Source organism: Gracilibacillus sp. D59, from assembly GCF_052246695.1.
In the GTDB taxonomy this organism is placed as follows: Bacteria; Bacillota; Bacilli; order Bacillales; family Amphibacillaceae; genus Gracilibacillus.
This window is the reverse complement of the sequence record NZ_JBQQCK010000008.1, coordinates 23,440-44,221: the sequence shown is the minus strand read 5'-3', so window position 1 is coordinate 44,221 and position 20,782 is coordinate 23,440. Positions and strand designations below refer to the sequence as shown.

12 protein-coding genes are annotated in these 20,782 nt (G+C 37.1%); 7 read left to right on the top strand and 5 right to left on the bottom strand.

The features are described 5' to 3' along the window. Positions 1–114 precede the first annotated feature (114 nt). Positions 115–927 carry an ATP-grasp domain-containing protein gene (locus tag ACTWP4_RS14240; RefSeq protein ID WP_443129444.1) on the bottom strand — a complete coding sequence of 271 codons (813 nt, stop codon included), beginning with the start codon at positions 925–927 and terminating at the stop codon, positions 115–117. A 304-nt stretch (positions 928–1,231) separates the two neighbouring features. On the opposite strand from ACTWP4_RS14240, the gene ACTWP4_RS14235 reads away from it, so the two are divergent. Beyond that, positions 1,232–2,347, top strand: coding sequence for a PQQ-dependent sugar dehydrogenase (locus ACTWP4_RS14235; RefSeq protein ID WP_443129443.1), 1,116 nt, complete (start codon positions 1,232–1,234; stop codon positions 2,345–2,347). Positions 2,348–2,436: 89 nt separating this feature from the next. On the opposite strand, the gene ACTWP4_RS14230 is transcribed toward ACTWP4_RS14235, so the two are convergent. From ACTWP4_RS14230 to ACTWP4_RS14220, 3 genes are all read right to left on the bottom strand, one after another. Next, on the bottom strand, positions 2,437–2,844 hold the full coding sequence (locus ACTWP4_RS14230) for a VOC family protein (RefSeq protein WP_443129442.1): 408 nt from the start codon (positions 2,842–2,844) through the stop codon (positions 2,437–2,439). 132 nt (positions 2,845–2,976) lie between these two features. Beyond that, positions 2,977–5,511, bottom strand: coding sequence for a LamG-like jellyroll fold domain-containing protein (locus ACTWP4_RS14225; RefSeq protein WP_443129441.1), 2,535 nt, complete (start codon positions 5,509–5,511; stop codon positions 2,977–2,979). A 341-nt stretch (positions 5,512–5,852) separates the two neighbouring features. Continuing rightward, entirely contained in the window at positions 5,853–7,349 is a 1,497-nt protein-coding gene (locus ACTWP4_RS14220; protein ID WP_443129440.1) for an alpha-L-arabinofuranosidase C-terminal domain-containing protein, read from the bottom strand. Between the two features lie 183 nt (positions 7,350–7,532). Between ACTWP4_RS14220 and ACTWP4_RS14215 the strand changes: the two genes are divergently transcribed. The 3 genes from ACTWP4_RS14215 (at position 7,533) to ACTWP4_RS14205 (ending at position 14,874) form a co-directional block, all read left to right on the top strand. Next, on the top strand, positions 7,533–7,778 hold the full coding sequence (locus tag ACTWP4_RS14215; RefSeq protein WP_443129439.1) for a DUF3949 domain-containing protein: 246 nt from the start codon (positions 7,533–7,535) through the stop codon (positions 7,776–7,778). 378 nt (positions 7,779–8,156) lie between these two features. After that, the gene (locus tag ACTWP4_RS14210; protein ID WP_443129438.1) at positions 8,157–11,258 is read left to right on the top strand and encodes a rhamnogalacturonan lyase family protein; all 3,102 of its coding nucleotides are present in this window, start codon (positions 8,157–8,159) and stop codon (positions 11,256–11,258) included. 514 nt (positions 11,259–11,772) lie between these two features. Continuing rightward, positions 11,773–14,874 carry a rhamnogalacturonan lyase family protein gene (locus ACTWP4_RS14205; protein ID WP_443129437.1) on the top strand — a complete coding sequence of 1,034 codons (3,102 nt, stop codon included), beginning with the start codon at positions 11,773–11,775 and terminating at the stop codon, positions 14,872–14,874. A gap of 55 nt (positions 14,875–14,929) precedes the next feature. On the opposite strand, the gene ACTWP4_RS14200 is transcribed toward ACTWP4_RS14205, so the two are convergent. Then, positions 14,930–15,487, bottom strand: a complete 558-nt coding sequence (locus ACTWP4_RS14200; RefSeq protein ID WP_443129436.1) for a TetR/AcrR family transcriptional regulator — start codon at positions 15,485–15,487, stop codon at positions 14,930–14,932. Positions 15,488–15,762: 275 nt separating this feature from the next. On the opposite strand from ACTWP4_RS14200, the gene ACTWP4_RS14195 reads away from it, so the two are divergent. From ACTWP4_RS14195 to ACTWP4_RS14185, 3 genes are all read left to right on the top strand, one after another. Next, positions 15,763–17,709, top strand: coding sequence for an efflux RND transporter permease subunit (locus ACTWP4_RS14195; RefSeq protein ID WP_443129435.1), 1,947 nt, complete (start codon positions 15,763–15,765; stop codon positions 17,707–17,709). A 2-nt stretch (positions 17,710–17,711) separates the two neighbouring features. Beyond that, on the top strand, positions 17,712–19,484 hold the full coding sequence (locus ACTWP4_RS14190; protein WP_443129434.1) for a YhgE/Pip domain-containing protein: 1,773 nt from the start codon (positions 17,712–17,714) through the stop codon (positions 19,482–19,484). Positions 19,485–19,743: 259 nt separating this feature from the next. Further along, entirely contained in the window at positions 19,744–20,739 is a 996-nt protein-coding gene (locus tag ACTWP4_RS14185) for an LLM class flavin-dependent oxidoreductase (RefSeq protein ID WP_443129433.1), read from the top strand. Positions 20,740–20,782: the final 43 nt, after the last annotated feature.

Below are 20,782 nucleotides of genomic sequence, written 5' to 3'. Positions count from 1 at the left end.
GTATGCTGGCTTTTTACTGTAGTGCTGTTTTTTAGTAAAGATAATAAATTTATAAGTGATTAAGATCTAGATAAACAACAAATCAATGGAGGATGTGCTTTATCAGCCTTTTCTCTAAGAAATAACTTTTCCTGGTAAAGGGGAAGTGGGATGTGGCGGAACAAAATCTTTGGTTATATAATGGTATATTTCTTGTGCAATTGTCTTATTTTGCTTCTTGAGCCCTTGATTACCAAATAACACATTAAACTCCAAAATATAATATTTCCCATCACTTACTAGAATATCAAACCCGGCATGATTAATATTTAATAGATTAGCAATCTTTGAAACTAAGTCCAATGCTTCTTTCGGTATAAATTGATGGCTAACCTCTCCACCTTTAGCTACATTATGGAGAAATTCTCCTTCTAATCCAATACGCCAATACGCATCATAAATTTGATCACCGACAACACAAACACGCAAGTCCTTCCCGTCATTTGGTAAATATTCTTGTACATAAAGTACATCATTATTACGGGCATAATCTATAAACTGTCCATCATTTTCGATAAGATAGACACCTTTGCCCATTGAATTTTTTGCTTCTTTTGCAACAAAAGGGAAAGGGAAGGTTTCTAACACCTTTCTAATGTTGCTATCAGTACTAGCTAAAATTTCTGTATACGGAACATAGCCTTTCGCAACCGACCATAATGCACGTGTCATTTCAATTTTATTGGCACCGATTTGCATCGTTTCAATGCTCGGAAAAATTTGTTTTTTTAAACCATAAACAAGTGTTGACACTTGCCATGTTTCGGGAAACAGTATAAGATCTGCTTCCTTGATAATATCGATCTCATTAAACATAAGCTCTGGCTTAATATAGCGTACTCCCGGTATTCCAATCGTTCGAAAAGCGTTAAAAGATACTAATTTCATTTTTCATTTCCCCATATTTAGTTTTTCATTTTAATATTAGCATGATTTTAAAAAAAAGCTAGACTTTTTTTTGTAAGGAAAGAAAGTATATAATCCGCGGTATCAAAGTATTTTGTCATCCAAGTGTTTATTTTGAAATAAAGTATATGAATCCAGCGCTCCGGCTTACCGTTCCGCTTTACGGGGCGCGTGCTCCTAGCTAACTTGCCAAAGAATCCCGCTTTTCTTACTCTCAGATCTTGGCATTAAAAGAGGGGAAGAGTTATCATGAAATTAAAGTACTCTAGTATAGGAGTGAATAATGATGGATAGAGGACTAGTACTGCGTGTTTCGTTACTTATTCTATTTTTCGTTACTGCCTGCTCAGCTGAAGAACCACAATCAATTGACGAACAGCCAAACAATTCTAGTGAATTAGAGAATAAAGACCAATCAGTAATAACTGAAACATCTGATGAGCTGGAAGTGATCGCAGAAAAACTCAACGTTCCCTGGTCAATTGAAAAATTAAATGACACTTTTTATCTGACAGAAAGACCAGGAAATATTGTGAAGATTGAAAATGGAGAAGTCGAAAGACAACACGTTGAACTAAAAAAAGAGCTAGCCACCACTTCCGAAGCGGGGTTATTAGGTTTTGTACTTGATAAAAATTTTTCTGAATCCAATCTGGCATACGCTTATTACACTTATCAGGACGATACAGGTCAATTTAATCGGATTGTGACACTTCGTTTAGAAGGTAATACATGGATGGAGGAAAAGCTACTTCTTGATAAAATCCCGAGTGGTTCTTATCATCATGGAGGAAGGTTAAAGGTAGGTCCTGATAATAAGCTTTATGCTACGACTGGGGATGCAACTGAGGCTAGTATTGCACAGGAAAATCAATCGTTAGGAGGAAAAATCCTTAGAATGAACCTTGATGGTTCGATTCCTGACGATAATCCTTTTGAAGATTCTTACGTTTATAGTCTTGGACACCGTAATCCTCAAGGCATAACCTGGGATACTGAAGGGACATTATATGAAAGTGAACATGGCAACAGTGCGAATGATGAAGTCAATCAAATTGAGGCTGGTCAGAACTATGGTTGGCCGATCATCGAAGGTAATCAAGAGCAAGAAGGTATGATCATACCATTATTTACCTCTGGAGATGACACAACGTGGGCTCCATCTGGTATCGATTATCACGATGGAAAAATATATGTAGCTGCTTTGCGTGGAACAGCGGTCATGGCATTTGACCTTGAAACCGGGGATCAGAGCGAAGTTATTACAAACATTGGTAGAGTACGTGATGTTTTAATCGAAGATGATCATTTATATGTTATTACGAATAATACCGATGGACGCGGAAATCCAGAAGAAGCAGATGACATCCTTTTTAAAATTCCGCTTTCGGACATAAAGTGAGTGCGGATTTTACCCCCGTTTAGAATCGTGATAAACTGAATAAAGAGATGAAAAAGCGCTATTGAAGAGGTTCAATAGCGCTTTAGTTATTATTCGGAACTTAATTGCCAATGGATTCCATACTTGTCCGTTAATTTTGCATAATTTTCCGACCAGAACGTTTTCTGCATTTCCATTTCAACGTTTCCGTTTTCCTGTAAGAACTCATAGGCATGTTTAATCAACTCGATATTGTCGGTTACAACAGTAAGGTTAACATTATTTCCTTCATGGTATTCCATGCTTGGCGGCACATCGGAAAACATAATCGGTGTTCCGTCAATTTCAATTCTGCCATGAACAACTAGAGATTTCATTTCTTCTGACAATTCATTATCTTCTCCTGGCATGTCCCCATAAGTCATGATTTCGGTAGGTTCAGTCTGAAAAGCTTTTTCATAAAATTCGATTACTTCACGAGCATTTCCGTTAAGCATTAAGTAAGGATTGACTGGCATTAGTATTACCTCCAATTTTAATTATTTCTTGTTTTTACTTTACCATAAACTTTCTAGAAAGGTGGAAAAATTTCCTTCCTATTTTTTTTAAAAAAAGCTCTTTTCCGAGTATGGAAAAGAGCTTTTTCTGCATTAATTAGCTGATAATTTATTTATTTGTTCTGGTGATAGTTCTCCATCAAAAATTTGCAAATTATCAATATAGCCTTTAAATGGTGTATCCCAATGGTTTACTCCAAGACTGAAATCAGCGTTAGCATTGGTAAATACGTCTGGAAAATTGGATCCTACAAATTCTTCCTCACCATTCAAGTATAATTTTACTGTTCCATTATTGACCGAAAATGCTACATGTGTCCATTCATTCGTATTAATCGTGTAGCTACTCGGAGCGTCATACCATGCTTCACCTGACCATAACATAGTTCTGTTACTTGCAGGTCCTTGTGGCAACATACTAATCCAACTGCTGAATTCTCCTCCGAAGAAAGTAGTTGTGTATGTTGACAGTTCTTCTGGGTTTACCCAGAAAGAGACAGAATATTGATGGTCTGTAATCAGATTATCTGGTAATAATACACCAGATTCTCCATCAAAATAAAGCGCTTGTCCACTTACGCCATCTGCATAAGAAATAGAACCGCCAGTATTTGTAATTCGATCTCCAGTTATAGTACCAGCTCCGAAATCACCATGCTGATCTGATAGATTACCATCGAAAGGAAAATGACTAGTCAGTTCGGCATTCTGATACGGCAACACCGTAATCTCAAACGATTTTGTAGCTGTTTCGTCACCTTGTGTAATGGTAGCTGTTAATGTTGCTTGTAAAGAGCCTACTTCTTCTGATGGACGGGTGATTTCACCTGTATTTGTGATAACAGATTCATCAGAAGTTTCCCAGCTAACTGTGGCTCCATTTGCACCTGTAGTCGGTAACTCCAAATCACTCACTACTTCTTCTGTGTTTCCTAAATCAAGCTCTTCTTCAATAGCCTGTACTACTTCGGCATCCGATCTGTTTTCTTGTTTACTTCCCCAAATAGCTATACCTTCATCTGACATTGCAGTAAATGTCATCACATATTGTTCGGATGTTTGATCCCATTGCGGTACAAATACGCCTTTAAATGTTTCTCCATCAATTGTGATTTCCGCCTTGTTGTGACCTGTCTTTTTCCATTCACCTTCTACAGCACCAGAAATTTTGTTGTTTTTCTCTAAAGTAATATACTCAGAAGTCTCAATTTCAGCAGAGTATTCTTTTCCATGATTAATATATTTATATAAACCAACAAGATCTTGACTGTTTACTTTCTCTAATTCTTTTCCTGTATAACGATGAGGGGAAACAACTGGCCAATCATCTTCATTCATAAAAATAGAATGAACTCTCATTTCATGTACTTCACCTTGATTTGGAAAACGAGTATGGAAGACTAAGAATTGTTCTCCGGTTTCTTCATCCTGATAAACAGAGTTGTGACCAGGAGATACATAACCATATCCATCTCCAGTACCAGGTTCGCCGACTTTTCTGTCGAACATAAAGTTCCCCATTATTTTATTACCATACGTATGGTTTGATACATTACCAGGGAGTACTGCATCTTGACCTTGTGCATCAAGATAAGGTCCTTCTGGATCAGTTGCACGGAAGACTCTCATATTATAACCACCGTCTGCACCTAACCAGCCATAAGTCATATATAAATAATAGTAGCCGGTTTTTTCATTGTACACGACATATGGACCTTCACCTGATTTCGTATAACCACCGGCAATTTTCGTACCAAAGTAGCGATCAATCATTCTACCATCTTCAGTTTCGCCGTCTTCTTCTGGATGAATAACCTGTCCAGTCTCTTTATCTACTTCTAGTAAGAATATACCACCAGACCAGGAACCGTAAGTCATCCAAAGCTTGCCATTCTCATCATAGAATAGGTTGGCATCAATTGCATTTGGATACATCGCATTATTAAATGATCCACCGTTATTGAACCAATTTTGATTTTCTTTCGTTAAAGTACCCTCGTCAATTAACGTAGAAATATTTGTGTTTTCCCATTGTTTATTAACTGTACTGTTATTATCATAAGCTTCCTCTTTGGTGAAGCCTGAATAAATTTCAGTATCCACGTATTCATAAGGTCCTTCTATATTTTGCGAAACGGCATAGCCAATTGCTGAACGAATATATGTTGAAGATGCACTGTAATAGATCATATAGGCACCTTTTGACCCATCTTCATTGACATAATGTTTATTATAAAAAATTTCAGGAGCCCATACGGCAAAACCGCCAGTACTATCAGCATCGTTTTCGCCAGCCCATTCAAATGAGCCTGCTAAATTTTCAGATAGATCACCATATAGTTCGTTACCAGGTGTTGTATAACCATTGGTGAACCGTTCCCAACTTATAAGGTCCTTAGATTTCGCTGCTTCAATATGTGTACCAAAAGCATAGAATGTATCACCATCTTTAATAATGGAAGGATCGTGTACAGATACATTTTCAAAATTAGGAACAGGACCTTCCAAGGGTTGTCCAGGTTTATTACTGTTGTCAGATTGCTGTGAATTTTTTGTCGCCCCTACTGTCACTGGAATTAACATACATACGAGGAATAATAAAATCGATTTTCCAATAATAGATTTCATGTAAATGCTCCCTTCTAAATTTTTATTAAAATCACTTATGAATTTCCCATCGCATTCCTCCCTTCAAAATATATGGATGGTTTGAACGCGCTTTCATTTTTATTTGAATAATAAAAAAGTTAATCGGAAATATAATATGTCTAGGAAGTGACATTTTTATTTTCTAAATTATTAATTAAATGCAAAACATACAAAAAGGATATATGTATTTATTAACAAAAGAATACAATAAAATTATTTAATTTTCAATGTTGTAATATAAATGTAATGTAAGAGGTTTACTTGAGGGGGAGTTTTTTTTAAAAAAAAACCCTGTTAATTTGAACAGGGTTTGGATTTGTTTATTCTAAAACTAATATATTAACAGAATGTGGCTCCACTTCCACAGCCGCTTCATGTGTGTTCACTTTTACTGCGTGCTGAATAGTTTTACAGTTGTCAGGCTGGTCAATGTCATTATAAGCATCTTTTGAGGAACCTACAATAGAATAAAGGGTCCCATTTTCAAAGTGGATGTTAGTATTAATGTTAACGATTCTTTTTTGATCGGGATGCCTATTAACAATCGAGATACGTAAATTCTCGGAACCATCTTTTGTTGTGGCAATCACATCTATTGATGGTACTTGATATGTTTTTCCATTGTGATTCACTTCAAAGAAATCGTTTTGTGAAGTCCAAGTATCGATAGTCTTATCTCCCATATATTTCGTATATAACTCAAATACATAGTAAGTGGAACGTAAAACAACACCATCTGCATGTGTGAAAATGGCACCACGAGTGTTAACCACAGGAGCGAAATTTGCCATTCCGATCACATCGCTGTGTTTTAAACAAATATTTAAGAAACATGCATTGAACACCGCATCTGCCATTGTGTAGGTGGAATTAATATCGTTTCGATCTCTTGATGCAATAATATCCTCGGCCAACCAATCCCCTCTATGAACATTAGGATGGTGCCAGCCTCGTAAATTCCATTCGTCAAAAGCAATCTTTATTTTGTTAAGATATCCAAGTGAACCAAGAATATATTTTGTTTTTAATATTTGTTCTTCTATTTCCAACGTATAGATCATGCAAGTTTCGTATGGGGAAGGGTTGTCTACTTCATGAAGGCGGTCCCAATAACCGTGAATGGAAATCCAATCGAGAAAGTCCCCTGCTTCTTTTAGAAGATTGATATTCCAATCCAGATCAGAAATACTAGCCGCAAGTAATTCAATTGTGGGATCGACCCGTTTCATCATTTTAGCGGATTCTAATACTAATCGCCCCCATTCTTTTTGGTCTTTTGCTCCTATTTCCCAATTGCCATAGTTTTCATTACCGATACTCCAATATTTCACGTTAAATGGCTCTTCATGTCCATTTTTTTGTCTCATTTTTGCGTATTTTCCTTCATCTTTGAGATTACAATATTCTACCCAATTACTCATTTCTTCTGCAGTTCCTGTTCCAGCATTTGTACAAATATAAGGCTCTGCACCGATTGAACGGCAGAAGGCAACAAATTCATCTGTTCCGAACAGGTTTGGTTCTTCTACTCTCCAGGCTTTATCAAAAAAAGGTTCTCGTTTTCCAACGCCATCTTCCCAATGATAATTGGAAACAAAGCAACCACCTGGCCATCTGACAATCGGAGTGCCAATGTTTTTTAACGCATTTAGTACGTCTTTTCGAAATCCTTGCTCATTTGAAAGAGGGGAAGTAGGATCGAATATCCCTCCATAAATTTGCCGATGAAAATGTTCGATAAAGTGACCATAAAGCATCGAGTTACCACTGCTTAAAACACGTCTCGCATTTACTTCAATCTTTGTTTCTTTTGTCATACTCTCCACCTCATTTTTCTGAAAATAAATACTAAGTTAACGTAATACTTTTACTATACATGTATAACACCATTTTATAAAGCGTTTACATAAAATTCAGAAAACGATACTAGTTATGAAACCAATGACTATATTGATTCGTACAAAATACTAGAAAAGAATTTTGTATTGGGGTTTTTTACTATGATAGGAAACATTATTATGATCATGTTAGGTGTATATATATTGATATCATTAGTCCTCGTACCCGTTCAATATCGATACTTGGCTGGGTTAGAAGCAGAACAGAAGCGGAATGGTCAGAATCAATCAGAATACTATCAAAGTAAGGGTGTTGCTGAACAGGTCCTGCATGCAAATGCTCAAGGAAATCCTTTATTTATACTTGCTAACGTCACTGCATATAATATTTACAAAATAACGCATTAAAAAAAATAAATAAATATATGATTTAATAGTCTTATGTGTACAGTGGATACTAATACTTTTTGATCAATTTATCTGTTGATGGAGTAGAAAATAAGTACTAGTATTTTTTTGTTGTATCTAAACTAGCAAATACAAAAAAAGTATTATATAGTTTAAAATGCTATTGAAATCAATAAGTTAGCACATTGCAAAAATATGATATAGTCGGGAATCATAAAGGTTTGCTAGGCTAGATGAAGAGATTCTTTTTATTCACATAAAAATGTATCCGCTTTCTTTGTTGCGGAAATAAGAAAAAGAGGAGGGGGGTTACTTAAAAAGTGTGAAGAAAAAATCTCCTGTTGTACGTACTTTTTTAAATAAAGGAGTGAAGGTATATTGCCTAGTAAAAGTATTATGAAAAAACAATTTTTACTTATTACGATTGGAATTCTCATTCTATCATCTTTTTCTATTGTACCGACTGCCTTTGCAAATGATGATTATCAAACTGTTTATTCAACAGATTTTGGTGATGCAGAGCCATTAGAAATCGAAAATTGGGGTTTCTCTACTTATGCTGCAACGGTGTCTATTAATGAAGAAGACATTGCAGGAAATGATACCGCGAAACTAGATTTTAGTATCGTTGATCAATCTGGTGGACGTGTTGCCACAAAAGATTTTGATAGTGCAGTGAAAGGTGCCCAAATTCAAATCAAGTTGGACTGGTACCCTGGTAAAAATAATGATAAAGGTGGCAATGCAAACGAAAATGCCGGGGAACTTCGAATCGAAGATGAAGCGGGAAATCAGGTGTTTGCGATCAATAATACTAATAATGCACCTTTAACTTTCTTTGCTGGTAACCAAGAACCGGTGGAAACAGGAATTACGAATCCGGAAGCATGGTATGAAGTCAACATTACCTTCGATCTTATTGAAAATGTTATCCATTTTTCAATTGGTGGTCAAAGTTATACGTCATCATTAGAAGGTGTTGCATTTGACGGGTCCATTGATAAGTTAAAGTTAGTAGGGATTCGAACATCAGGAAATAATCATACTTGGACGACGTATTTAGATAATATTGAAATCAATCAAGTACCTGTTCAGGAGAATGCAATTACCGGTATTAATGAATTACCATATCAACGTGTTTATGTTGGTGAAACTACTTCCGACATAGATTCGATAGGATTGCCAGATACGGTGCCGGTAACATTAGCAAATGGTAGTACAACTGATGCACCTATTGCAAACTGGCAAGTTGTAGGGAAGGACTGGCATCCAGATCAATCGGGCGTATACAAGTTTGAAGGAGTATTGGCAGAATCAGAAGAAATCGATAATCCTTTTAAACGAACTGCAACCATGTATGTTTATAATCGGTTAACACCACCTGAAACAAACCGTAATACGGAATGGCTGGATCGTGGTGTGATTGCTCTTCAGTCAGAGGATGGTATTTTTGTATCTTGGCGTCTATTAGCGGACGAATATGATCAAGATGTCAGCTTCAATATATTCCGCAATGGTGAAAAATTAAATGATCAGCCGCTGGATGTAACCAATTATTTGGATCAAGATGGTAACAGTGGTGATAAGTATCGTATAGAAACAATCGTAAATGGTAAAGTAACGGAAACGAATGAAGTAGATAGTTTAAGTGAAGACTATTTATCCATCCCGTTACAAAAACCAGCAGGTGGTACAACAGCAACAGGAGATTACACATATACGGCAAATGATGCAAGTGTTGGGGACCTTGATGGTGATGGAGAATACGAGGTTATCGTGAAATGGTATCCAACAAACGCGATTGACAGTTCGCAAACCGGTATGACAGGTCCGACCATTTTTGATGCCTATAAAATGGATGGCACATTAATGTGGCGTATTAATATGGGGCATAACTTAACATCTGGTGCTCATTACAATCAATTTGTTGTTGCTGATTTGAATGGTAATGGAAAAAGTGAGTTTTTAATTAAAACTGCAGATGCAACAACTTCTTATGGTACGACAGATGGAAAATATGATCCAAATAAAGTGTTAAGTGTAATTGGAAATGCTGAAGATGATGGGAAATGGGTAAACGAAAGTGGCCATGTCTACGGTGGTCCCGAGTACATGTCTGTTTTTGATGGTGAAACGGGTGAAGTTATCGATACAATTGACTATGCATTCCCTGTAGAAAAAGAAGAAGGCGATAATGGCTCTTCTTGGGGTGACACTTGGTATAACCGTTCTGACCGCTTCTTATCTGGATTGGCGTATTTGGATGGTCAAACTCCAAGTGCGATCTACGGTCGTGGTTATTATGAGCGAACTACTTTTGTTGCCTATAATGTAGAAGATGGGGAACTTACCGAAGAATGGACATTTGATTCAGATGAAGCAGGGCGAGGCAGTAGTTTAGGTTTTCACAGTTTAGCAACTGGTGATGTGGACAACGATGGATTTGATGAAATTATCGCTGGATCCTTAACACTGGATCAGGATGGTACAATTCTGTATGCAATGGATGGAGAAATGGGGCGCGATCAAGGCTCTCATGGGGATGCTTTACATGTTGGTGCTTTTGACCCAGCGCGTGAAGGTTTACATGTTTTTGCTGTTCATGAAGTGCCAGCAGTAGCTTCTGTTGAGTTACATGACGGTGCAACTGGAGAGACCTTAATGTCTTATTTTGCAAACAGAGATACAGGTCGCGGTCTTGCAGCAAATATCACTTCCAACCCTGGATATGAGTTCTGGGGAACAGGCGGTGGTGATGCTGAAACTGGCGGAGGTATTTATAATGTGCAAGGAAATGTACATGCTGATAGTTTTAGAGATGCTGGGTTATCAGTTAACTTTGCATTATATTGGGATGGAGATTTACTTCATGAACTATTAGATGATACAGCCATTACTAAGTATCAGGAAGATAGTGGACAAGCTGAGATTGTAAAAGATTTTGAAGGTGTTGTAAGTAATAATGGAACAAAAGCGACACCATCATTACAGGCAGACGTTCTTGGAGATTGGCGTGAGGAAGTAATACTGCCAACAACTGACAGTAATGAATTACGAATCTTTAGTACAACGATTCCAACAGACTATCGTTTGCCAACATTAATGCATGACTCGGTTTACCGCATGGGTATCGCATGGCAAAACTCTGCGTATAACCAGCCTCCACATATTGGCTATTATTTAGGTGAGGATATTCGTAATCAAGTATTAGCAGGAGAATTAGAATTCCCAGCTGTTGATTATACAACATCATTTGGGGCATTGAAGCATCGCGTAAATCTAGAAGTAACAGAAGCAAATGACCAAGTTTTATTAAACACATTAAAACAAGCAGAACATCATTTTGAAAAAGGTTATTCAAAACAAGCGGTGAAACTGTTAGAAGACTTCAAGAAACATCTTAATCGAAGTAACCTGACAGATGATGTGAAGGCAGCATTATTACAAGAGGCTGAAACAGTATTAAATAGCTGGTCATAAACACGAAAATTCCGGAGAGCTTTTTAGTTCTTCGGAATTTTTTTAAAGAAAAAAGAACGGAATACTACCTCAGAAGTAACGAATGTATATAATTGTACACATAAAACATAAATTACGCAGCAACTATTATGTTCCTTCCATCCTTTTGGAGATGAGTGCAAGTCCAACGCTGCGCCGGGCCGCTTTGCACTTTTCCTTTTCAACTAGTACTCTTTGATCATAGTTTCAGTTGATAGAATAGAAAAGAAGTACTAGAAAATTATTGTCTCATTTTTACAATGACATACAAAAAAGTATTATATTGCTTAAAATGTTAGTAATATCAAAAGGTCAGTGTTTTGCAAAAATATGATATAGCCAGGAATAATAAAGGTTGCTAGGCTTGAAGTAGAGATTATGTTTCTCACACAACAATGTATGCGCTTTCTTAGTGACGGGAAGGAGGGAAGGATAAGCATTGAGGTGTGCAGGCAATCTCCTATTACGATAACTTTTTAAAGGAGCTGAAGTAATAGTGCTAGCTAAAAGTCGACTCAAAACACAGTTTATTTTGATGACGATTGTAATCTTGATTTTATCTTCTTTTTCTATTGTTCCAACTGCGTTTGCAAATGATGATTATCAAACAGTTTATTCGACAGACTTTGGTGATGCCGAGCCATTAGAAGTAGAAAACTGGGGATTCTCTACTTTTGCAGCAACTGTATCAATTAATGAAGAGAACATTGCCGGAAATGATACAGCTAAGCTAGATTTTAGTGTTGTCGATCAATCTGGTGGACGTGTCGCTACGAAGGATTTTGACAGTGCAGTCAATGGTGCCCAGATTCAAGTTAAATTAGATTGGTATCCTGGTAAAAATAATGATAAAGGAGTCCGCCCTAATGAGAATGGTGGAGAGCTTCGTATTGAAGATGAGACAGGCAATACGGTATTTACCATCAATAATACGAATAATGCTCCTTTAACTTTCTTTGCCGGTAATCAAGAACCGATCGAGACAAACATTACAAATCCTGAAGCATGGTATCAAGTAGAAATTAACTTTAACTTGATAGACAATGAAATTCTGTTCTCAATAGGGGATGAAAGTCATACCGTGTCTCTAGATGGTGTTCAGTTTGATGGTTCGGTTGATAAGTTGAAATTAGTCGGTATAAGGACATCAGGAAATAATCATACATGGACAACATATGCGGATAATATTGAATTGAATCATATTCCTATTCAAGACAATGTAATCACTGCTGTTGAAAAATTACCTTACAAAAGAGTTTATGTCGGAGATGCAACATCAGATATTAATTCCATTGGTTTACCTGACACTGTTCCAGTAACGTTAGCAAATGATACAACAGTTGATGTTGCTGTTGAGAGCTGGCAGGAGGTTGGAGAACCATGGAATCCAGACGAAACTGGTGTATACACGTTTCAAGGGACTTTGGCAACATCTGATGAAGTAGAAAATCCATTCGAACGTATTGCAACGATTTATGTCTATAACCGATTAACACCGCCTGAAACAAATCGAGATACGGAATGGCTCGATCGAGGTGTGATTGCGTTACCATCAGAAGAAGGTATATTTGTATCATGGCGCTTATTGGCGGATGAATATGATCAAGCTGTTACCTTTAATGTATTACGTAATGGAGAAAAATTAAATGAGCAACCACTAGAAGTAACGAACTTCTTAGACGAAAATGGAAATAATGGGGATACTTATCAGGTTGAAACAATTGTACATGGTGAGGTGACGGAAACAAATAAAGTCGACAGCTTAGATAAAAACTATTTATCGATTCCGCTTCAAAAACCAGAAGGTGGAACAACAGCAACAGGAGATTACACTTATTCTGCGAATGATGCTAGTGTTGGAGATCTTGATGGTGATGGGGAATTTGAGGTTATTGTAAAATGGCGTCCATCCAATGCGATGACTGCTCTTCAAGATGTTATTACTGGTCCTACTATTTTTGATGCGTATAAGCTAGATGGGACACCGTTATGGCGTATGAATATGGGCATGAATTTAACATCGGGTCCAGCATATCATCAGTTTGTTGTCGGAGATATGAGCGGAAATGGAAAATCAGAATTTTTGATTAAAACAGCAGATGCTACAACTGTTTATGGTGTAACCGATGGTGTTTTTGATGAGGATAAAGTCATTAGTGTGATTGGCAATCCAGAAGATGATGGTAAATGGATTAATGAAGGTGGACATGTTGTAACAGGTCCTGAATATGTATCGGTTTTCGATGGAGAGACAGGAGAAGTAATTGATACGATTGATTATGCTTTCCCAGTTGAAAAAGAAGAAGGAGATCAGGGTGCTTCATGGGGAGATAATTTCTATAACCGTTCTGACCGTTTCTTGTCTGGATTAGCATATGTTAATGGTAAAACACCAAGTGCCATTTATGGTCGCGGTTATTATGAAAGAACCACCTTTGTATCCTACAGCTTACAGGATGGAACTCTTGTAGAAGATTGGACATTTGATACAGATGAAGCAGGACGCGGTGAAGGCTTAGGTAACCATAATTTAGCTACAGGTGATGTAGATAATGATGGATATGATGAAATTATCGCAGGTTCTTTAACACTTGATCATGATGGTTCGATATTATACGCAATGGACGGGGAAATGGGACGAGAGCAAGGTTCACATGGGGATGCACTTCATGTCGGTGCTTTTGATCCTGATCGTGAAGGTCTTCATGTTTTCGGTGTGCGTGAGGCGCCTGAAGTTGCTTCATTAGAATATCATGATGGGGCTACTGGAGAAACATTACAATCGTTCTTTGCATATAAAGATGCAGGTCGTGGTGTAGCAGCTAATATTACATCGAATCCAGGATATGAGTTCTGGGGTACCGGAGGAGCAACTGTAGAAGATGGCGGTGGCGTCTATAATGTGCAAGGAGAAGTAATAGCGAATAGTTTCCGTGATATTGGACTTCCGGTTAACTTTGTCACCTATTGGGATGGTGATTTATTACATGAGTTACTTGACCATACATCCATCACCAAATATGATGAAGCGACTGGAGAAGCGAATGTGATAGAGGAATTTGAAAATGTAGTAAGCAATAATGGTACAAAAGCAAATCCAAGTTTACAGGCAGATATTTTAGGTGATTGGCGAGAAGAAGTTATTTTCCCAACAGAAGATAGTTCTGAATTAAGATTATTTAGTACAACAATACCTACAGATTATCGTTTGCCGACTTTAATGCATGATTCCGTTTATCGGATGGGTATCGCCTGGCAAAATACAACCTATAACCAACCACCACATATCGGCTATTATTTAGGTGAGGACATTCGTGACCAAGTGTTAGCAGAAGAATTAGATTTCCCTTCTGTTGATTACACACCATCTTTAGCTGCTTTGAAGCATCAAGTAAATCTGGCGGTAACAGCAGAAGATGATCAAGTTTTAGTAAACAAATTAAAACAAGCAGAACATCATTTAGAAAACGATCAAACAAAACAAGCAGGAAAGCAACTTGAAGATTTCCTAAAACATCTAAACCGAAGTGACTTGGAAGATGATATCAAGGAAAGACTAATAAACGACGCTGAAACAGTGCTGAATAGCTGGTCATAATGAAACCAAACCCGGAGAACACTTTCATTCTCCGGGTTTTTGGTTTGCGCTTTTCTTAATTCATCGATCCTAGTCCTTTGTTGGTAAACTGGCTTATCAGTTCGGCCATATGTTTAGGCGATTGTTTATGATCGTTGAGTAGCCAGTCTTTGATCACATTGATGGCTCCTGAGACCATAAATGTGCTTAAGTAGGAAGCTTCATCAATGTTAGCTGTCAGGGCTCTATTCATTAAAAAATGTCTCGCTATATCCATCACTCTTTTTTCGAAGCTTGTCCCCGTATTATTTTCCAGTAATGCTTCAAAAATCTCTTTTCTTTCCTTAATATATTCCAATAATTTCTCCGTCATCTGAATTGACTCTTCCTCTTTGGCAAAATTAAATGCATTTAATGATTTATTCATTTCTTCAATAATTTCTGCTTCTATTGAGTAAAGTAAATCGAGAACATCGGTAAAATGTGTGTAAAAGGTAGAACGGTTAATATCCGCACGTGAACAAACTTCTTTTACGGTAATCGATGAAAAAGTTTTCTCATTCATTAATTGGATCAGGCTGTCTTTTAAGACCATACGAGTATATTTCTTGCGGCGGTCTAATTTATCACTCAATGAAAACACTCCTTACTTTGTGAACTTTTTGTTAATTTCCAACAAAAAAATATAATATGTTGGAAAACAAACGTAATATCCAAAACTGTTCGTTGAATATCCAACACGGTGTCTATATAATATTAAAGTGGATTGAGAAATTATGCAAGAGAGGATGAACAACGATTGACCTTTCAACAAAAATAATTAAACATAAAAAATCAATTGTAATCACTTTTATCGTAATTTCCCTAATTAGTGTTATTACGCAATTTGCCGTGTCAGTTAATTATAATATGGTAGATTACTTGCCAGACGACGCGCCTTCCATTAATGCCATGGATACGATGGAGGATGAATTTGAAGCATCAGTCGCAAATTCGCGTGTAATGATTCATGATGTAACCGTACAGGAAGCGTTAGAGTATAAAGAACAAATCTCAGCAATTGATGGTGTTAGTGATGTAACATGGTTAGATGATGCGATTGATATCAAAACACCGATTGAACTTGCTGATAAGGATACTGTTGAAACGTACTATAAAGATCATAATGCTCTATTTTCGTTCCATATTCGTGAGGGCAATGAAGTAGAAGTTACTGATCAAATTTATGAATTGATTGGTGAGGAAAATGCACTTTCTGGAGAAGCGGTAGACACCGCATCATCCCAGAAAATGGCTGGTTCAGAATCAGCTTATGCGGCATTATTGTTAGTTCCGATTATTATTATTATTTTGGTACTTTCGACGAATTCCTGGATGGAGCCGGTTTTCTTCCTAAGTGCGATCGGGGTATCGGTGCTGATCAACCTTGGTACCAATATATTTTTGGGAGAAGTATCCTTTGTCACTCAGTCGGTTGCACCAATACTACAGTTAGCAGTGTCACTTGACTATGCGATCTTTTTGTTACATAGCTTTTCTGACTTTCGTAACAAAGGGGAAGATCCTACCAATGCAATGCGTCTAGCAATGAAACGATCATTCCCGGCTATCGCAGCAAGTGCATCAACGACCTTTTTTGGATTCATGGCACTTACGTTTATGAACTTTGAAATTGGGGCTGACTTGGGACTTAATTTAGTAAAAGGGATCCTGCTTAGCTTTGTCAGTGTAATGGTCTTTTTACCAGCATTAACGCTTACCTTTTACAAATGGATTGATAAAACAAAGCATAAACAACTGGTACCGAACTTTAAAAATATAGGTAAGCGTGTTGTGAAACTGAAAATCCCAAGCTTGATACTTGTATTGTTAATGATCGTACCTGCTTTCTTAGCGCAAAGTAATACAGACTTTATTTATGGTGTTGGAGAGCATCCAGATTCTACTCGAATTGGTGTGGATGAACAAACGATTGAAGATGCTTTTGGTAAATATACGCCAATGGTTTTACTTGTACCAAAAGGAGATATCGCAAAAGAAGAAGAACTGGTGCAAGATTTAGAACAACTTGATCATGTGTCCAGTGTGTTAGCTTATGTGAACACAGTCAGTGCAGCGATTCCTCCTGAGTATTTAGATGAATCTGTAACAGAACAATTTTACTCGGAAAATTATTCGCGTATTATTTTGCATACAAATGCCAATGCAGAGGGTGATGCTGCTTTTGACTTAATTGATGAAGCGCAAGAAATGGCAGAAAGTTATTATGGTGAAGACATTCATGCTTTAGGTGAAAGTGTAACACTTTACGATATCAAAAAAACGGTGGAAAAAGATAATATAGTAGTCAACATACTAACTGTTGTTACGATTGCGATCGTGTTATTAATCACTTTCCGTTCGATTTCCATGCCGATTGTGTTGCTTTTAACGATACAAGCAGCAGTGTGGCTAAACTTATCTGTACCATACTTTACGGATTCATCCCTTGTGTATGTAGGTTATCTGATTATAAGTACGGTTCAGTTAGCAGCAACGGTGGATTATGCAATTCTCTTATCGGAAGCGTACCACCTCAACCGCAAAGAGATGCCTGCACTAAAAGCGATAAAGAAAACTATTGATGAGAAACTCTTTTCCATTCTAATATCCGCTTCGATTTTATCAAGTGTTGGGTTTATATTATGGATGACTTCTACGAACCCAATTGTAGGATCGATCGGTTTGTTACTTGGAAGGGGAGCATTACTGGCATTTATACTGGTTGTGTTTTTCTTGCCAGCAATGCTGTTAGTGTTTGATAAAGTGATTGAAAAGACAACATGGAAAGCAAATTTTTATAAGGGGAAAGGTTGATTATGAGAATAAAACGATTTTTATTATTAATGATAGTAAGTTTACTCGTATTCTCTCCAATGAACGTAGCGGCAGCTAGTACTGCTGCTCCAAAGGATGAGGTGATATATTCAACATTACAACCAAATGGTAAAGAGCTGGATATGTATGTGGTAAACAGCTTCGAAGTAGAAGAACCAGGTAAATTAGTCGATTACGGTGATTATACGAATGTTAAAAATCTAACAGATCTATCTAAGATTACAAAAGATGGAGATAAAATTTCATTCACGGCTTCAGAGGGTTCCTTTTATTATCAAGGTGATTTGGAGAAAAAGCCGTTACCATGGAATTTTGACATCAGTTACCAGCTTGATGGTGAAGCAATGAACCCTGATAAAATGCTGGGTCAAGATGGTCATCTTCAGATTAAAGTGGAAACTTCAGCAAACGAAGAGGTTAATCCCATCTTTTTTGAAAATTATTTATTACAAATATCGCTTACTTTAGATGGTGAACGATATCAGGAAATTACGGCGGATGAAGGAACAATAGCAAACGCCGGTAAAAATAAACAAGTGACATTTACAGTGATGCCGGAGCAAGAGGGAAATTTTCTGGTGGAAGCAGATGTGACCGATTTTGAAATGGAAGGAATCGAAATAAGTGCTGTTCCATCCTCCATGTCCATTGATTCACCAGAAATTGATGAAATGACAGAGGAATTCAAAACATTATCAGATGCTACAGCAGAAATCGATAATGGGGTAGGCGAATTAGCGAATGGAATTTCAGAGCTAAATAGTGGAGTATCAAGCCTAAAGAACGGTTCCAGTGATTTTCAAGATGGAATCGCAAAAGTAAGTAAGGGATCAACCGATCTAATCAGTGGTAGTGAATCCATTGATCAAGCATTGGTAACGATGAAAAATTCAACGGATCAAAACGTTGAAGCTGGTGATTTTGGCGCAATGCAAGATGGTCTAATGCAAATTGCTGAGGGCTTGAGAGAAGCTGGAAAAGGATTAACGACATTGAAGGAAAATTACTCAAAGGCCTATGAAGCGTTGGATGAATCGATGAAGACCATTCCAGCTCATAATATTTCGAAGGATGAGATTCAAAAGTTATATCAAAGTGGAGCCAATCAAGAAGTAGTAGAGAAATTAGTTGAAACTTATAAAGCAGCTCGTACAGCAAAAGGTACCTATGAAAAAGTCAGCAAAGCTTTTGCAGCAGTTACCCCAACTCTTGACGAGGTAAGTAGTTCACAAAATAATATGGCGTCTTCACTGGAAACCATGGCTGAACAAATCAAAGCAGCAAGTGAAGGGATGGATATACAGGAAAGTTTAGCTGAATTACAAAATGGATTAGCTACACTTTCAGATAAGTATAAAGAATTTCATTCCGGACTTGTTAAATATACAAACGGGGTTAGCGAGTTATCCAATAGTTATCAGGAACTTCATAATGGGATAGTTGAATTGGAAGATGGTACTGATTCATTGGAAAATGGTGCAACGGAATTACATGATGGAACAACCGAATTGGCTGATTCAACTAGTGATTTACCTGATCAAATGCAAGATGAAGTAGATAAGATGATCAATGAATATGATAAGTCAGATTTTAATGCTGAATCATTTGTTTCAGACAAAAACAAAAATGTGCAATCCGTTCAATTTGTAATTAAAACGGAAAGTATTAAAAAAGATGATGAAGAAGATGATAAGCAAGAAGAAACAAAAGAGAAGAAAAACTTTTGGGATCGCTTATTAGATCTATTTAGATAAAGAAAAACTTTGATGGCATACCAGTCTGTTTGGTATGCTATCTTTGTTGTACGGACCAAGCATGAAAGGACATTTATTCCGTTATTATAGCTAAAAATGATGTTTTTAATATGTTAGCGGACATCTGTTCCGTTATTAACTCAAAATCATGTCATATTTTTAGTCAAATGTCTAAATAACGGAATAGATGTCCATTAACAATAGAAAAAGAGTATTATTCAACAAAATAAGGGATTAAATGTCCGGAAAGGAGTGAAGCATGATGAAATTGAGTGTGTTGGATCAAGCACCGATTGCAAGAGGAGATACACCGGAACAAACACTGGAAAATACATTAGAACTTGCCAAATGGACAGAAAAACTAGGTTACCATCGTTATTGGGTAGCAGAGCATCATAATACTAATGGTCTGGCAAGCTCATCTCCAGAAATTATGATGACGAGAATAGCTTCTGTGACTAACAAAATTCGAGTTGGATCAGGTGGTGTCTTATTACCACAGTATAGCCCATATAAAATAGCAGAAGACTTTAAAACATTAGCTGCTTTCTTTCCTGAGCGAATTGATTTAGGTGTCGGCCGTTCTCCAGGAGGCTCCCAATTAACTAGATCTGCATTGACAGATAATCAAAACAAAAGCTTACGTGAATTTCCTCGTCAACTCGCTGATTTACAAGGTTTTTTACATAATTCGTTACCTAAAGACCATGAATTCCGTTTGGTGAAAGCAGGTCCACGAATTGAAAGAGTACCACCGATCTGGGTATTGGGATTGTCAGAGCGTGGAGCAACAAATGCAGCAGAGATCGGAGTAGGATTTGTTTTTGGTCATTTTATTAATCCTGCTAATGGTGAGAAAGTAATACAGACATATCATAAAAAATTTCAGTCTTCTGTGTCCATGGATCAGCCTAAAACGATCGTTTGTATATTTGTAATCTGTGCTGAAACAGAAGACGAAGCAGAAAAGTTAGCATTAACACAAGATAAATGGCTACTTAGCGTAGGAAAAGGTGCAGATACGAAAGTGCCATCCATTGAAGAAGTCCAAAGAAAATCTTTTACACAAGAAGAACTGGATATTATCAAGAAAAATAGAGAGCGTTGTATGATCGGAACACCGGCCAAAATAAAACAAAAGCTAATTTATCTGCAAGATGTCTATCAAACAGATGAATTTATGCTTATTACCAATATTCACGACTTTGAAGCGAAGAAGAAATCGTATCAGCTCATAGCAGAAGCAATGCTCTAATGAAAAAGAGAAAGTGGTTTAATTTTACCACCTTCTCTTTTAT

What these genes read in the sequence shown, in the direction of transcription:
- ACTWP4_RS14240 (WP_443129444.1), bottom strand. Translation starts at nt 927, where the DNA reads ATGAAATTAGTATCTTTTAACGCTTTTCGAACGATTGGAATACCGGGA.
- ACTWP4_RS14235 (WP_443129443.1), top strand. Translation starts at nt 1,232, where the DNA reads ATGGATAGAGGACTAGTACTGCGTGTTTCGTTACTTATTCTATTTTTC.
- ACTWP4_RS14230 (WP_443129442.1), bottom strand. Translation starts at nt 2,844, where the DNA reads ATGCCAGTCAATCCTTACTTAATGCTTAACGGAAATGCTCGTGAAGTA.
- ACTWP4_RS14225 (WP_443129441.1), bottom strand. Translation starts at nt 5,511, where the DNA reads ATGAAATCTATTATTGGAAAATCGATTTTATTATTCCTCGTATGTATG.
- ACTWP4_RS14220 (WP_443129440.1), bottom strand. Translation starts at nt 7,349, where the DNA reads ATGACAAAAGAAACAAAGATTGAAGTAAATGCGAGACGTGTTTTAAGC.
- ACTWP4_RS14215 (WP_443129439.1), top strand. Translation starts at nt 7,533, where the DNA reads ATGATAGGAAACATTATTATGATCATGTTAGGTGTATATATATTGATA.
- ACTWP4_RS14195 (WP_443129435.1), top strand. Translation starts at nt 15,763, where the DNA reads ATGGTAGATTACTTGCCAGACGACGCGCCTTCCATTAATGCCATGGAT.
- ACTWP4_RS14190 (WP_443129434.1), top strand. Translation starts at nt 17,712, where the DNA reads ATGAGAATAAAACGATTTTTATTATTAATGATAGTAAGTTTACTCGTA.
- ACTWP4_RS14185 (WP_443129433.1), top strand. Translation starts at nt 19,744, where the DNA reads ATGATGAAATTGAGTGTGTTGGATCAAGCACCGATTGCAAGAGGAGAT.